This is a genomic window from Duganella paludis (assembly GCF_054461335.1).
This window is the reverse complement of sequence record NZ_CM136922.1, coordinates 5944994-5959411: the sequence shown is the minus strand read 5'-3', so window position 1 is coordinate 5959411 and position 14418 is coordinate 5944994. Positions and strand designations below refer to the sequence as shown.

Sequence of the window (14418 nt, the reverse complement as noted above, 5' to 3'; positions counted from 1 at the left end):
CAACATGCTTGCATTTTAACGATTCAGGAGAAGGAATGACATCACGTTGTGGCTGCCGCCTGGCGAATGTGAATGACGCGGTACAGGGCGCGCTGGTGCCGCTGGCTTTCCTGTATCCCGCCGTGGGCGAGGAAAAGCTTGAGCAGTTCGGCCCTTACTCGCTGGAGGTGGCGCTGGATGCGCCGCCCGCCGTGGGCAAGTATCCGCTGGTGGTGATCTCGCACGGTCATTCCGGCACGCCGTGGGCCTATCGCCAGTTGGCCAAGCATCTGGCGCTGGCAGGCTTCATGGTGGCCCTGCCCGCGCACACCGGCAACACGCGGCTGGACAACACGCTGGCCGGCACCGCCGCCAACCTGGCCAACCGCCCGCGCCACATCACGCTGACCATCGACGCGGCGCTGGCCGACGCCGTGCTCGGGCCGCACATCGCCAGCAACGAGGCCGGCGCCAACGTCGCCGTCATCGGCCACTCCATCGGCGGCTACACCGCGCTGGCGGCCGCCGGCGCCATCGCCTGGAGCGGACCGTATGAACGCAAGGACTCAAATGCGCCGCCGGAACAGGTGCCGGTCACGCCAGATCCGCGCATCCACGCGCTGGTGCTGCTGAATCCCGCCACGTTCTGGTTCATCGCCGGCTCGCTGCGGCCGGTGAACCTGCCGATCCTGATGCGCACCGGCGAGCAGGACGAGGTCACGCCGATCGAACACGCCAACAAGATCATCGAAGGCGTAGGCGATCCAGCGCTGGTCGAGCACAAGGACATTGTCGGCGCCGGCCACTTCGCCTTCATGAGCAAGTTCCCGCCCGAGATGACGCGGCCGAACTTCAAGCCGTCGCAAGACCCGGAAGGCTTCGACCGCGAAGCCATCCAGCCCGAATTCTTCGCCGACGTCACCGCCTTTCTGCGGCGGACACTGTGCGACGCGCCCGCCGTAGGATAGTTATACTGATATCAAACGTAAACAAGGAGAAATCATGTCGCAAGAATTAATACTCGATGGCCGCCTGGAATCGGCAAAGACCACCGCGTGGTGGCTGTACATTATTCACGCGGTCAGCTTCGTGTTCTCGCTGGGCGCGTTCTCGATCATTCCGCTGGTGCTCAACTACCTGCAGCGGCCCAGCACAGAAGGCACCTTCGTCCACAGCCACCACTCGTGGATGATCCGCTCGTTCTGGTGGTACATCATCTGGATGGTGGTGGGCGCGGTGTTCTTCATGACCTTCATCGGCATTCCGATCGCCTGGGTGATCTGGATCGGTGCCTGGCTGTGGAAGGCGTATCGCCTGATCGTCGGCGTCAGCCGCATCAACCGGAACGAGCCGGCGCCGGTGTAAACTTCAGCGCCTGGCGCAGGCCTGCGACGATCACCTCGTAGGCCTGCTGCCTGCTTTCCTCATCGGGCGCGCGCAGCACGTAGGACGGGTGATACACCGCGATCACCCAGCGCCCTTCATACTCGAACGGCGCGTCCATCACGGCGCTCATCGTCGCGCTGCCGTTCTTCAGTACCGACTTCAATGCGGTGGCGCCCAGCGCCACCACCACCTCCGGTTTGACCCGCGCCAGCTCCTCTTCCAGCCACACATGACATGCGGAGATTTCGCGCTGCGCAGGCGTCTTGTGCAGGCGGCGCTTGCCGCGCAGCTCCCATTTGAAATGCTTGACGGCGTTGGTCAGGTAGACCTTGTCGCGCGCCACGCCGGCTTCGGCCAGCGCGCGGTCCAGCACCGCGCCGGCCGGGCCGACGAACGGCAGGCCTTGCAGGTCTTCCTGATCGCCGGGCTGTTCGCCCACCAGCATGATGCGGGCGTGCTTGGGGCCGACGCCAGGCACGGCTTGTGTGGCGTTGCGCCATAGTTCGCAGCGGCGGCACTGGTCGAGCGAGTCCGGCTCATCGCGCTGCGGTTGCGCGCGTTCGGCCGTTACCATGATAGTGGTGGCGCCGTCGCGGCGGCCCACGGTGCCGGTCTGGCCGGTGCGGCGTTCGCCGTTGGCGGCGGCGCTGATCATGGCTGGCACGATGGCGCCTTCCGGCAGGTTTTTCCAGAAGCGTGACGGGATATGGCTGCGCAGCAGGTCGGCGTTCAGGCGCGCGGGGTTGAAAATGCTGCGGTAGTAGGTGAGCCACAGCGCTTCGCCGGCGTCTTCGATGTCGGCGGCGCTGCGCAGCAGGGATGGGGCGTCGTGCAGGTGTTCGCCGTCCCACAGCACGGCGGCACTGGGCGTGGCGATCATCCAGGTGGTTTTGCCCATGCGGCGGGCGAAGTGCCGCGCCACTTGCGGCAGGACGTCGTGCGTCGGTTCGAACCAGGCGACGAAGCGCGGTGCACCGTCGTCCTCCTTGCGTTCGCGGAAGCGTACGTAAGCGTGCATATCGTGCTCCTCGCGGTGCACGGCTTTTACCATTGCGTAGAGCCGCGCGCCGTCCTGGTCGGCGGCCGACACCACATCGCGTTCGCCGAGGTGCCAGCGCCAGATGATTTTGTACAAAAAGGCCCAGCGGTCTACAGCGCTGAAGCATGCCGCACTGGCCAACATCTCCATCAGCTCGCGCGGCAGGCGCAGGACTGGCGCGGGGACGGCAGCCGGCGGCTCAGCGGCGTCGCCAAGCGGCGCAGCAGCGGCGCCGGCCGGCGACTCGACGGCGGCCGAGAACAGGTCGCCCTCCTCCTCGTTGGAAGCCCATTCTACAAATTCCGGCGCTACTCGGCGCGCGATTAGTTCGCGGGCGGCCTCACGCCACTCATCAAACGAGCGCACTACCTTGCGCATCATGCCGCCTGCAGCTCCGGCCACAGATTCATTTGCTGCGGCGCCTCGGCCATCGACCGGCGCAGATGCTCGGACGGACTGGCGTCACGTGCAGGAAAATAATCCGCCGTAATGATGAACGGCGAAATCTTCTTCATGCTGCAGCGCAGGCGCGACAAATCCGCATACCGCACCTGCCGCAAACGCCGCAGCTCCACAATGCGCTGCGCATTGCGCAAGCCGATGCCCGGCACCCGTGCAATCATGTGCGGCTCGGCGCGATTCAAATCCAACGGAAAATGCTCGCGATGCTCCAGCGCCCACGCCAGCTTGGGATCAATGTCGAGCGCCAGATTGCCGCCGCTCGCCGGCAGCAGCTCGCTGGCCTGGAAGCCATAACTGCGCAACAGGAAATCGGCCTGATACAGCCGGTGCTCGCGCATCATCGGCGGCGGCGCCAGGGGCACGCTCTTGGGACTTTGCGGAATCGGACTGAAAGCCGAGTAGTACACGCGCTTCAGCTTATAGCTGCCATACAGCGTCTCGGCGGTGGACAGGATCTGCTGGTCATCGCTGGCATCCGCGCCGACAATCATCTGCGTGCTCTGCCCGGCCGGCGCGAAGCGCGGCGACTTCGGCTCCTCGGCCTTTTCATCCAGCTTGCGGCGAATCGAACCCATGGCCAGCTTGATGGTATGGACGCTCTTCTCCGGCGCCAGCTTCTGCACGCTGTCCTGCGTCGGCAACTCGATGTTCACGCTCAAGCGATCGGCATAACGCCCCGCCGCCGCGATCAGCGCAGGATCGGCGTCCGGTATCGTCTTCAAATGGATATAGCCGCGGAACTGATGCACCTCGCGCAGCTCGCGCGCCACCTGCACCAGCTGCTCCATGGTGTAGTCGGCCGACTGGATAATCCCCGAGCTGAGGAACAGCCCATCGATGTAATTGCGGAGATAGAAATCGGTGGTCAGCTTGACCACCTCCGCCACGGTGAAGCGCGCACGCGGCACGTTGGACGTGCGGCGATTCACGCAATACTGGCAATCGTACAGGCAGTAATTGGTCAGCAAAACCTTCAGCAGCGACACGCAGCGGCCATCCGGCGTGTAGCTGTGGCAGATGCCCATGCCGGTGGTGGCGCCAAAGCCGTCCTTGCCGATGGAGTTGCGCTTCGGCGCCCCGCTGCTGGCGCAGGATGCGTCGTATTTGGCCGCATCCGCCAGGATCTCCAGCTTGTCCGTCAACTCCATATGTGCGCTCCGATACACTGTATTTATATACAGTATAACAGAACGTTGTTCAGGACAAAATGGCTTTCAGTGCGTCGACCAATTTGCCGCACTCTTCGTCCGTGCCGATCGAGATGCGCAGGAACTGATCGATGCGCGCAGCGGTAAAGTGGCGCACGAGGATGGCGCGCTCGCGCAAGGCCTTGGCCAGTTGCGCGCCATCGTGCTGCGGATGACGCGTGAAGACGAAGTTGGCCTGCGACGGCAGCACCTCGAAGCCCAGCGCCTGCAACTCCGCCACCAGCCACGCGCGGCTGGCGATGATCGCCTGCGAGGTCTGCTCGGTGTACGCCACATCGTCCAGCGCCGCCACCGCGCCGGCCTGCTGGACCTGGCCCAGCGGATAGCAATTGAAGCTGTTCTTTACCCGCTCCAGGCCCGCGATCAGGTCCGGATGGCCGAGCGCAAAGCCCACGCGCAGGCCGGCCAGCGAGCGCGATTTGGACAGCGTCTGGATCACCAGCAGATTGTCGTAACGGCCCAGCAGCGCGGCAGCGCTCTCGCCGCCGAAGTCCACATAGGCTTCATCGATCACCACCACCTGCTCCGGATGCGCCGCCACCAGCGCCTCGATCTGCGCCAGCGGCAGGCCGATGCCGGTCGGCGCATTCGGATTGGCGAGGATGATGGCGCCGCACGGCTGCTCATAGTCCGCCACATCGATCTCGAAGCGCTCGTTCAGCGGCACCTGCACGCACTCGATGCCATACAGGCTGCAATAAGTCGGGTAGAAGCTGTAGCTGATATCGGGCGCCAGCAGCGGCAAATCATGCTTGAGCAAAGCATGGAAGGTATGCGCGAGCACCTCGTCCGAGCTATTGCCGACGAAGACCTGCTCGCGCGTGAGGCCGAAACGGCGCGCCACCGCGTCCTTCAACGCCGCGTTGGACGGATCGGAATACTTGCGCAGTCCATCGCCGGCGGCGGCCTGCATCGCGGCGATCGCCTTGGGCGATGGACCGTAGGGATTTTCGTTGGTGTTCAGTTTGACCAGGCCGGGCATCTGCACCTGCTCGCCCGGCGTGTAAGGGGTTAAACCGTGTACGACTTTGCTCCAGAACTTGCTCATGCCATTTCCTCAAATGCCCGCTCGATATCGGCGATTAAATCCTGAACGTCTTCCAGGCCGACGTTGAAGCGCACCAGGATGCCCTTGTCAGTCCAGTTCTTGCGCATATGTTGTATGCGGTAAGGCATCACCAGGCTGTTGGCGCCGCCCCAGCTATAACCGATCTTGAACAGCTTGAGCGCATCGACAAAACGGTCGGTCTGCGCTTCGGTAAAACGCTCGTCGAAGATCACCGAGAACAAACCGCCGGCGCCGCTGAAGTCGCGCTTCCATATCTCGTGGCCGGGGCAATCCGGAAACGCCGGATGCAGTACCCGCGTGATTTCGGGCCGCGTTTGCAGCCAGGCCGCCAGCTTGCGCGCCGCCGCGTCGTGCGCGTCGAAGCGCAGGCGCATGGTCGGCAAACCGCGCGACACCAGATAGGCATCGTCCGCGCCCACGCCCATGCCGAGCCGCATATGCGCAAGGCTGATGCGGTCGTGCAGTTCGCGGTCGCGCGTGATCACTGCGCCCATCAGCATATCCGAACCGCCCGACTGGTACTTGGTCAGCGCCTGCATGATGATGTCCACGCCCAGGTCGAAACCGCGCAGCGCCAGGCCGGCGGCCCAGGTGTTATCCAGCGCCACCAGCACGCCGTGTTCGTGCGCCACCTTGCAGATGGCCGGCAGGTCCGGCACTTCCATCGACACCGAACCCGGTGCCTCGGTCCAGATCAGCTTTGTATTCGGCTGGATCAGCGCCGCGATGCCCTCACCGATCAGCGGATCGTAGTAGCGCGCGGTGATGCCGTAGTCAGCCGACAGCCAGCGTCCCAGCTCGCGGTTCGGGTTGTAGACGTTATCCGGCAACAGCACATCGTCGCCCGACTTAAGCACCGCGAAATCGACCATGGCGATGGCCGCCAGGCCGCTCGGCGCCAGCAGGCAGTGCTTGCCGTCTTCGATTTCAGCCAGCCGCGCTTCCAGCGTAAAAGTGGTCGGTGTGCCGTGCAGCCCGTAGGTATAGGCGTTCTTGTCTTTCCAGTCGCCCGAGCGCATGGCCGCCACATTCTTGAACAGCACCGTGGAGGCGTGATGGATACCGACCGGGAACGCCTCGAAACCTTCAGGCGCCTTGTAGTCGGTGTGGATCAGCGCCGTTTGCGGAGATTTTTTTACCATCGTCATCAGCGCATATTGCCGGTGTGGCCCAGCGAGTAGCGCCCCGGTTGCGGCCACACGGTCAGGCCGTGCGGCTCCTGGCCGACCTTGATCTGCTGCACGTCGCCGTTGCTGGTGTCGATGCGGTACACGCGGTCGTCGAAGCGGCCGGACAACCACAGGTATTTGCCATCGGCGCTGACGTTGCCCATGTCCGGGCTGCCGCCGCCTGGAATCGCCCATTGCGCCACCACTTTTTCGGTGGCGAAGTCGATCACCGTCACGCGGCCTTTGCCTTTCGGCTTGCCGTGGATCTTGTGCGTGCCGCGATTGGCCACATACAGCTTGGTGCCGTCGCGACTTGGATACAAGCCGTGCGCGCCGACGCCGGTCGGAATGAAGCCGACCTTGGTGAAGCTGGCCGAATCCACAATGTGCACGCCGTCGGCGTCCATGTCGGCGATGTAGTAACGCTTGCCGTCCGGCGAAACGCGGATATCCTGCGGCATGCCCTTCTTCTTGCTGCACACCTCATTGGCCAGCAGCTGGTCGATCGGATCTTTCTCCGAGAAGCGCGTGGCCGGCATCGACAGCTTCAGATAGCCTTCGACCTTGCGCGTCTGCAGATCGATGCGCGCCACCGAGCCGCTGAATTCGCAGGTGAACATGGCGTAGCGGCCGTCAGGCGAAAAGTCGGCATGGTTGATGCCGCCGCATTCCGGCACGTCGATGGCGTACTGCACGGCCATGGTCTTCGGATCGCGGAAATCCAGGCGGTGCAAAGCCTCCGCTACCACGATGGCCGATTTACCGTCCGGCGAGAAGTACATATTGTAGGGATCTTCCACCGCCACCTGCGTGCCCGGCTTGCCGGTGCGCGGATCGATCGGCGTCAGGCTGCCTTTGTTAGTGCGCTCGGCGTTGTTCGCCACCCACAGCGTCTGCAGGTCGTGCGACGGCACCACGTGCTGCGGGCCGACGCCTACCTTGAACTTGTCGACCACCTTCATCGTCTCCGGGTCGATCACGTAGACATCGTTGGAGCGCAGGTTGGGCACATAGATGCGCTGCAAATGGTCGCGCACGGATGGGCTCATATTCGCCGGTGCGATGCCGGCATACACGCTGACCGGAGTCGAAGCCGCTGCGGTTGCGGCAGCGGCGGCGGCGGCGACCGTCTTGGCCGGCGAACTCGCGGCGGCCATCAGGCCGCCCGTTGCGATCAGACCGGCGGCGGCCAGGGCCGCATAAACCATATGATTAGTTTTCATTTGGGTTCTTTACTCAAAGTGGACGGCGCTCCATGCGCCGCAAATGCGGAAATAGCGGCAACCGAGGTATCGACGATGCGCTGCACGCCAAGCTTGCCCAATTCGGCAGTGGCGCGGCGCGCGTCTCCGCGCACGCCATCGTTGACGGTGGGCGCGGGACCGCGCGCCAGCGCCTCGGCACGCACCAGGGATTTGTCGGTGGCCAGCATCAGCGCGGCGTCGGCCAGGCCGGCATGCAGGCCGATTTCGGCCTTGCTGTAGCCGCGCTTTTCAAGATCGGTGATATACCCTTCCTGCGTGACGTCGTAATAGGCCAGCAAGGCCAGCGCACCGGCCTTGCCATCCTTGGCCCAGGCCTTGTTCAGGCGCTGCGCCACGCGCGTTTCGCTTTTCTGGTAACCGCCATGGTCGCCGACGAAGACGACGTGGCGGAAGCCGTGCTGGCGCAGGCTCTGGCCGGTGGCGAACAGCAGGTCTTCAAACGTGGACTCGGGGATGGACAAGGTGCCGGCAAACTTCATATGGCCGGCCGGCGGCGTGATACTGCCTTCCGGGACGTAAGCCACCACCGGCGCGACCACGGCGTTGTCCAGCTTTTGCGCGATCATCCGCGCCAGCACGGCGGCGCGCACATTGTGCTTGCCCAGCGCGATAAAGGGACCGCTTTGCTCGGTGCCGCCGATGGGAATGATGGCGGTGGTGGCCCCGCCGTCGATGCGCGCACGCAGTTCGGTGCTGGTCATTTCTTCCAGCATGACGGGCGCCTCGGCTGCGGAAACCGCAGCGGGCCGCGCCAGCGCGCCTACCAACAAGCAAGCGGCAAGCACCGCCGGGAATTTCAAGTCAGGCATAAGCACATCATCTAACAAAAAAGGCGAACTGCCGTTACGCTAGTTCGCCTTTATTATAGTGGAAGAAACGCTTAAAGCGCCTCGCCCCACAGGTCATGTGCATCCGATGTCGTAATTTTCACATCAACGAACTGACCGACCACCAGTTTCTTGTGCGGTTCGTACGGCGGCTTGACGTACACCACGCCGTCGATTTCCGGCGCGTCGGCTGCCGAGCGGCCTACGCCGCCGGTACGATTGACTTCATCGATCAGCACGCGCACGGTCTTGCCGACTTTCGCTTTCAGGCGCGCTTTCGAGATTTCTTCCTGCAGCAGCATCACGCGGCCGCGACGTTCTTCGCGCACTGCTTCCGGTACCGGATTGGCCAGTTCGTTGGCGGTGGCGCCTTCCACCGGCGAGTAGGCGAAGCAACCCAGGCGGTCGATCTGCGCTTCCCGGAGGAAGTCCAGCAGGTATTCGAATTCCTCTTCGGTCTCGCCTGGGAAACCGGCGATGAAGGTCGAACGGATGGTCAGGTCCGGATTCATTTTGCGCCAGGCCAGGATGCGGTCCAGGTTCTTCTCGCCGCTGGCCGGACGCTTCATGCGCTTCAGCACATCGGGATGCGCGTGCTGCATCGGGATGTCCAGGTACGGCAGCACGTGCTCGCCCATCAGTGGAATCACCTGGTCGACGTGCGGGTACGGATAAACGTAGTGCATGCGCACCCAGGCGCCGTAGGACTTGGCCAGTTCGCCCAGCGCTTCCATCAGCTGCGTCATGTGGGTCTTGATCGGACGGCCGTTCCAGAAACCGGTGCGGAACTTGACGTCCACGCCGTAGGCCGAGGTGTCCTGCGAGATCACCAGCAATTCCTTCACGCCCGACTTGAACAGGTTCTCCGCTTCCAGCAGCAGTTCGCCGATAGGACGCGACACCAGGTCGCCGCGCATCGACGGAATGATGCAGAACGAGCAGCGGTGGTTGCAGCCTTCCGAAATCTTCAGGTAGGCGTAATGCTTCGGCGTCAGCTTGATGCCCTGCGGCGGAATCAGGTCGATGAACGGCTCATGCGGCTTAGGCAGGTGGAAGTGGACCGAGTCCATCACTTCCGCCAGCGCGTGCGGGCCGGTCACGGCCAGCACCTTGGGGTGGATCTTGGTGATCAGGTCCGAGCCGTCGGCATCCTTCTTGGCGCCGAGGCAGCCGGTCACAATCACTTTACCGTTTTCGGCCAGCGCTTCGCCGATGGCGTCCAGCGATTCCTGCACGGCGGCGTCGATGAAGCCGCAGGTATTGACGATCACCAGATCGGCGCCGTCATACGATTTGGCGGTTTCGTAACCTTCAGCACGGAGCTGGGTCAGGATCTGTTCGGAGTCGACCAGCGCTTTAGGGCAGCCGAGCGATACAAAGCCCACTTTCGGTGCTGGCGCGCCGGCGGCTGGCTGGGGAATACGGGAGAGTGGTTGCGATTGCATGATTGGTTGCTTTATACGTCACAAAGATTACGAGCAATCGACGATTATACCATGTTACGATAGTGGCTTAACGCCCTTTGCTAGAGGAGATTGTGTGGCAACACTGAAAGACGTCGCAATGCTTGCGGGTGTAGGCATGTCGACAGCATCGCGCGCCATTTCCGGCGCCGGACCGGTATCGGCCGAAGCGATGAAAAAGGTCCAGGCCGCAATCGAACAACTGAACTTCCGCCCTTCCTCCATCGGCCGCTCGCTGTCGGCGCAGTCGCTGGGCATGATCGGTATTTTCGCGCCCTCCTTCTTCGGCGCCTACTACGGCACCATCCTCAAACAAACCGACATCGAACTGCGCGCCATGCGCCGCCACGTGGTGGTCGCCACCGGCTGCGGCGACGGCACGCCGCGCGAGGAAGCCATCGAAGCGGTGAAGTTCCTGATCGGCCGCGATTGCGACGGCATCGTGGTGCTGGGCCACGACCTGCTCGATGAAGACATGCAGATGCTGCACAAAATGCATCCGAAGATGGCCTTCCTAAACCGCCGCAGCGAAACGCTGGAGGCATCGTCCTTCTGCCCGGACCACTACCACGGCGGCGAACTGGCCGCGCGCACCCTGCTCGACGCCGGCCATCGCCAACTGGCCGTGATCTCCGGCCCGGCCGGCACCTCGGACAACCAGGAGCGCTTGCGCGGTTTCTTCGACGAGCTGGAACGCCAGGGCATCGCGCGCGACGCGGTGCGCATGATTCCATCGGACTTCTCGCGCGAAGGCGGTTTCAGCGCGGCGCAGCAGTTGCTCAACGAAGGCCGCCATTTCACGGGCCTGTTCTGCGCCAACGATGAAATGGCGATCGGCTCGATGTCCTGCTTCCACCGCGCCGGCGTGCGCGTGCCGCAGGAAGTGTCCATCGTCGGCTATGACGATGACTACTCGGCCGAGTTCTCGTCGCCGGGCCTGACCTCGGTGCACATCCCGATGCAGCAGCTGACGCAGAACGCGGTGCGCTGGCTGCTCAACCTGTGCTACGGCACCCACCACCAGATCTCGCGCGAGTTCCCGGTGTCCGTCACCATGCGCGGCTCGGTGGCGCCGCCGCAGTAGCGGCTACACAAAAGCGCCTAGTCCGGAGCGCTCAGCCATTCCTCGATGGCGGCGCCGGAAATCGGCCGGCTGTACAGATATCCTTGCCCCTTGTCGCAGCCCTGCTCCGCCACCACGGCGGCCTGCTGCTGCGTTTCGATGCCCTCGGCCACCGTATTCATGCCCAGGCTGCGCGCCACCTTCACCGTGGCCTCGATCAGCACCTCGTGATGCTTGCTGGTGGCGGCCAGCGTAATGAAGGAGCGGTCGATCTTCACCGTATCGACCGGCAGCAGATGAAGACTCGATAACGATGAGTAGCCGGTGCCGAAATCGTCCAGCGCCAGCTTCACGCCCAGCCCCTTTAACCCCAGCAGCTGCGACTGGATATCCGTGCCCTGCGCCGCCAGGCTCTCGGTGATTTCCAGCTGCAGCTGTTCGGGCGCCATGCCGTTGGCGGCCAAAATCGCTCCGACCCGCTCGCACAAGCCGTCCTGGTTCAGCTGCGCGCGCGACAGGTTGACCGCCAGCAGGCGCGGCGCGCGCTCGCCCAATTGCCGCTGCCAGCGGGCGAAATCGGCACAGGCCATGGCCAGCACCTGCTCGCCGATGGCGCCGATCAAGCCGCAATCCTCGGCCACGCCGATGAACTCAACCGGCCCGACCACGCCGCGCAGCGGATGGTTCCAGCGCACCAGCGCCTCCACGCCGGCGCTGCGGTCGATGCCGCCGTCCGGCAGCAGGCCCACCACCGGCTGATACACGGTAAACAATTCGCCACGCTCGATGCCGCTACGCAGGTCGGCCTCCATGCCACCGCGCCAGATCGCCTGTTCGCGCATCTCGCGCGCGAACGCGGCAAACTGGTTGCCGCCGCCGGCCTTGGCCGCGCGCATGGCGATGGCGGCGTCGCGCAACACGTCGTCGGCCTGCTGCGGCTCGGCCTCCATTCCAAGCGCCACGATGCCGATGCTGAAGGTGCAGGACAACTCGTATTCACCGACCTGATAGGGTTTGCTCAGCCGGTCCAGCAGGCGCGCCGCGATGCGTTCGGCGGTGTCGCGCTGCGGCAGGCCGTCGAGCAGCACGGCGAATTCGTCGCCGCCCACGCGCGCCGCGATCTCGGTGCTGTGCGGCTGGCCCGGCGGGCGACTGCTGGCGCGCACGGTGCTGCGCAGCCGCTCTGCCACCAGCATCATCACCTGGTCGCCGACGTCGTTGCCGAAGGTGTCGTTGATTTGCTTGAAGCGGTCGAGATTCAGGAACATCACCGCGCAGTGGTCGTTCGGCACGGCGCGCTGCAGCATGTCCTGCAACAGCTCCAGCGCCCGGCTGCGGTTGGGCAGCTGCGTCAACGGATCGACCCGCGCGGCGCTGGCCAGGCGACTGGCCAGCGTGCGCTGCTCGCGCATCACCTCGTGGGTGGCGTCCAGCAGCACCGCCATCAGCCGCTGCGCATCGACCTTGAGCAGGTTCAGCGACAGCACCGACGGTCCCTTGTCGGTGGCGGCCAGCACGATGCGCCGGCCCTCGCACACCACGCCATGCGCTCCCTGGAAAGCGGCGCACTGCTGCGCCAGGTCCGGCGCATATGGCTGCAGCACCTCGAACAGGTTGAGCAAGTCGCCGTCCGGCGCCAGTGGCATCAGCAGCTGCGAGGCCATCGGATTGAGCATCTCGATTTCGCCGTTGTGCTGCAGCTGGATCAACGCCACCGGCGCCCGGTACAGGAACTGGATCAGGGTTTCATACGCGGTGTCGGTGTCGGGCTGCATTCAGCGCCCTCCTTCGGCCAAGCCGGGACGCCAGCAGGCCACCTGGTTGCGGCCGCTGCGCTTGGCCAAGTACAAAGCCTGGTCGGCACGGGTGAGCAGGCCGTCGAAGCCGGTCACGTCGTCGTCCATCATGGCCACGCCAATGCTGACCGTGTAGGCAATCTGCTGCTGCTCGTACACCGCCGGCGCCTGTTGCACCTGGGCGCGCAAGCGTTCGGCCACGGCCATGGTGTCGTCCAGGTCCACCGATGGCAACAGCACGGCGAATTCCTCGCCGCCGATGCGGGCCAGCACGTCGACCTGGCGGCACACGCCGCGCATGGCCGCAGCCAGCTGGCGCAGCACTTCATCGCCGGCCGGATGGCCGTAAGTGTCGTTGATGCCCTTGAAATGGTCGGCATCGAGCATGATCAGCGCCACCGGCCGGGGCGTTTTCTTGCGCCGCGCCAGCTCCACGTCGGCCGCCTCGAAGAAAGCGCGCCGGTTAAACAGGCCGGTCAGGTGGTCGCAGTAGGCGGCCTGGCGCAGGCTCTGGCTGATTTCACGCTTATCCGAGATGTCGCGGATGATCATGCAATAAGCCGGCTCGCCGCTATCTTCCTCGACCCGGCCCGGCAGCGGCGAAATCATGGCGCTGCCCCAGAACTGACTGCCGTCGGCGCGACGGCGCAAGCCTTCGTCCAGCGTCCAGCCGTTCTCGTCGGCTTCGCGCAGGCGGTCGGCCTGCTGCGCGGGCGTGGTGGCGTCGTCCGGATAGAACAGCGCATACGGCTGTCCCACCACCGCCGCATCGTAGCCGGTCACGCGGCCGATGCTTTCGTTCCACGATTCGATGCGACCGTGCCGGTCCAGGCTGGCCAGCGCATAGTCGGCGATATTGGTCATGATGGCGTTCAGCCAGGCGTCGGTGTTGCGCAGCTGGCGCTCGCGCCGGTCCTGCACGGTTATATCGCTGAGCACCGCCATCAGGCGCGCGTCATCGAGCTTCAACAAGCTGAGCGACAACACCTGCGGTCCGCCGCCGACATTGTCGGCGTGCAGGAACAAACGCGTGGCGTCGCACACCTGGCCGCTGGGTTCGGTGTAGGCGGCACACAGCTGGCGCAGGTCCGGCGCCACTTGGGCCAGCGCCTCGAACAGATTGGTCAGCTCGCCGTCGCGGCTGAGCGGCATCAGCAGCTGGGCCGAGAGCGGGTTGAGCATGAGGATGCTGCCGTCGCTGCTGAGTTGCACCAGGCCCACCGGCGCCATGTACAGGAACTGCAGCAGGGCTTCGTACTCTTCCGCATCCGGATGCGGCGGCTGCACGGCGGCGCAGGTAGCGCCGCTCATAGCCGGTGCACCAGCACGTAGGACAGCGCCGCCGATGGCGCCGATACCAGCCGCAGCTTGACCTTGGTCGGCCGCATGCGCAAGGTCAGCACGTAGTTGATGATGTCGTCGAGCGGCTCGCCGGCCTCGCGCGCATCCACGAAGCGCTGGGCCACCAGGAAATTGTTCATACACGGCGCCACCACGGTAAACAAATCCTGGTCCAGCACGCGCTCGGGACGCAGCCCGGCAGCCTGCGACTCGAAGCTGTTGTAACGCAGCACCCGGTGCTCGTGGTCGAAGCCGATCACGCCGAAATCCAGGGTATTGAGAGCCGCCTCGTCCATGTCCGCCAGCAGCGTGGCGATGCCCGGCTGCTCAAACTGTACTGCTGCCTGCATA

General features: G+C 64.4%; 13 protein-coding genes. 3 read left to right on the top strand and 10 right to left on the bottom strand.

The features are described 5' to 3' along the window. The first annotated feature begins 35 nt into the window (after positions 1-35). Complete coding sequence (locus ACXZ1M_RS26400) at positions 36-947, top strand: alpha/beta hydrolase family protein (RefSeq protein ID WP_459050563.1); 912 nt, start codon at positions 36-38, stop codon at positions 945-947. A 34-nt stretch (positions 948-981) separates the two neighbouring features. Beyond that, positions 982-1344, top strand: a complete 363-nt coding sequence (locus ACXZ1M_RS26395; RefSeq protein ID WP_459050561.1) for a DUF4870 family protein — start codon at positions 982-984, stop codon at positions 1342-1344. Here ACXZ1M_RS26395 and ACXZ1M_RS26390 read toward each other — a convergent pair. The 7 genes from ACXZ1M_RS26390 to rimO all read right to left on the bottom strand — a co-directional run bounded on the left by ACXZ1M_RS26390 (position 1316) and on the right by rimO (position 9849). After that, positions 1316-2785: a UdgX family uracil-DNA binding protein gene (locus ACXZ1M_RS26390; RefSeq protein ID WP_459050560.1), complete on the bottom strand. Its 1470-nt coding sequence runs from the start codon at positions 2783-2785 to the stop codon at positions 1316-1318. The two genes, ACXZ1M_RS26395 and ACXZ1M_RS26390, sit on opposite strands and share 29 nt — an antisense overlap. Next, the gene (locus ACXZ1M_RS26385) at positions 2782-4014 is read right to left on the bottom strand and encodes a putative DNA modification/repair radical SAM protein (protein ID WP_459050559.1); all 1233 of its coding nucleotides are present in this window, start codon (positions 4012-4014) and stop codon (positions 2782-2784) included. Before ACXZ1M_RS26385 ends, ACXZ1M_RS26390 begins: the two co-directional genes overlap by 4 nt. Positions 4015-4063: 49 nt before the next feature. Next, positions 4064-5122: a histidinol-phosphate transaminase gene (gene hisC, locus ACXZ1M_RS26380; RefSeq protein ID WP_459050558.1), complete on the bottom strand. Its 1059-nt coding sequence runs from the start codon at positions 5120-5122 to the stop codon at positions 4064-4066. Then, positions 5119-6285: a cystathionine beta-lyase gene (locus tag ACXZ1M_RS26375; protein WP_459050557.1), complete on the bottom strand. Its 1167-nt coding sequence runs from the start codon at positions 6283-6285 to the stop codon at positions 5119-5121. Before ACXZ1M_RS26375 ends, hisC begins: the two co-directional genes overlap by 4 nt. A gap of 5 nt (positions 6286-6290) precedes the next feature. Continuing rightward, positions 6291-7535, bottom strand: coding sequence for a YVTN family beta-propeller repeat protein (locus ACXZ1M_RS26370; protein ID WP_459050556.1), 1245 nt, complete (start codon positions 7533-7535; stop codon positions 6291-6293). Continuing rightward, entirely contained in the window at positions 7532-8386 is an 855-nt protein-coding gene (locus ACXZ1M_RS26365) for a creatininase family protein (protein WP_459050555.1), read from the bottom strand. The genes ACXZ1M_RS26370 and ACXZ1M_RS26365 overlap by 4 nt, the downstream gene beginning before the upstream one ends. 71 nt (positions 8387-8457) lie before the next feature. Beyond that, positions 8458-9849, bottom strand: coding sequence for a 30S ribosomal protein S12 methylthiotransferase RimO (gene rimO / locus ACXZ1M_RS26360; RefSeq protein WP_459050554.1), 1392 nt, complete (start codon positions 9847-9849; stop codon positions 8458-8460). Positions 9850-9943: 94 nt separating this feature from the next. Here rimO and ACXZ1M_RS26355 point away from each other — a divergent pair, with 94 nt between their 5' ends. Next, entirely contained in the window at positions 9944-10951 is a 1008-nt protein-coding gene (locus ACXZ1M_RS26355; RefSeq protein ID WP_459050553.1) for a LacI family DNA-binding transcriptional regulator, read from the top strand. A 17-nt stretch (positions 10952-10968) separates the two neighbouring features. On the opposite strand, the gene ACXZ1M_RS26350 is transcribed toward ACXZ1M_RS26355, so the two are convergent. From ACXZ1M_RS26350 to ACXZ1M_RS26340, 3 genes are read right to left on the bottom strand one after another with little or no spacing between them, the layout of a single operon-like run. After that, entirely contained in the window at positions 10969-12705 is a 1737-nt protein-coding gene (locus ACXZ1M_RS26350) for a putative bifunctional diguanylate cyclase/phosphodiesterase (RefSeq protein WP_459050552.1), read from the bottom strand. Continuing rightward, positions 12706-14037, bottom strand: coding sequence for a GGDEF domain-containing protein (locus ACXZ1M_RS26345; RefSeq protein ID WP_459050551.1), 1332 nt, complete (start codon positions 14035-14037; stop codon positions 12706-12708). Further along, positions 14034-14417 carry a phosphonate transporter gene (locus tag ACXZ1M_RS26340; protein ID WP_459050550.1) on the bottom strand — a complete coding sequence of 128 codons (384 nt, stop codon included), beginning with the start codon at positions 14415-14417 and terminating at the stop codon, positions 14034-14036. Before ACXZ1M_RS26340 ends, ACXZ1M_RS26345 begins: the two co-directional genes overlap by 4 nt. Between the last annotated feature and the right edge of the window lies 1 nt (position 14418).

Bases quoted from the DNA above. Each gene is read 5' to 3' on its own strand.
- ACXZ1M_RS26400 (WP_459050563.1), top strand. From the start codon at position 36: ATGACATCACGTTGTGGCTGCCGCCTGGCGAATGTGAATGACGCGGTA.
- ACXZ1M_RS26395 (WP_459050561.1), top strand. From the start codon at position 982: ATGTCGCAAGAATTAATACTCGATGGCCGCCTGGAATCGGCAAAGACC.
- ACXZ1M_RS26390 (WP_459050560.1), bottom strand. From the start codon at position 2,785: ATGATGCGCAAGGTAGTGCGCTCGTTTGATGAGTGGCGTGAGGCCGCC.
- ACXZ1M_RS26385 (WP_459050559.1), bottom strand. From the start codon at position 4,014: ATGGAGTTGACGGACAAGCTGGAGATCCTGGCGGATGCGGCCAAATAC.
- hisC (WP_459050558.1), bottom strand. From the start codon at position 5,122: ATGAGCAAGTTCTGGAGCAAAGTCGTACACGGTTTAACCCCTTACACG.
- ACXZ1M_RS26375 (WP_459050557.1), bottom strand. From the start codon at position 6,285: ATGGTAAAAAAATCTCCGCAAACGGCGCTGATCCACACCGACTACAAG.
- ACXZ1M_RS26370 (WP_459050556.1), bottom strand. From the start codon at position 7,535: ATGAAAACTAATCATATGGTTTATGCGGCCCTGGCCGCCGCCGGTCTG.
- ACXZ1M_RS26365 (WP_459050555.1), bottom strand. From the start codon at position 8,386: ATGCCTGACTTGAAATTCCCGGCGGTGCTTGCCGCTTGCTTGTTGGTA.
- rimO (WP_459050554.1), bottom strand. From the start codon at position 9,849: ATGCAATCGCAACCACTCTCCCGTATTCCCCAGCCAGCCGCCGGCGCG.
- ACXZ1M_RS26350 (WP_459050552.1), bottom strand. From the start codon at position 12,705: ATGCAGCCCGACACCGACACCGCGTATGAAACCCTGATCCAGTTCCTG.
- ACXZ1M_RS26345 (WP_459050551.1), bottom strand. From the start codon at position 14,037: ATGAGCGGCGCTACCTGCGCCGCCGTGCAGCCGCCGCATCCGGATGCG.
- ACXZ1M_RS26340 (WP_459050550.1), bottom strand. From the start codon at position 14,417: ATGCAGGCAGCAGTACAGTTTGAGCAGCCGGGCATCGCCACGCTGCTG.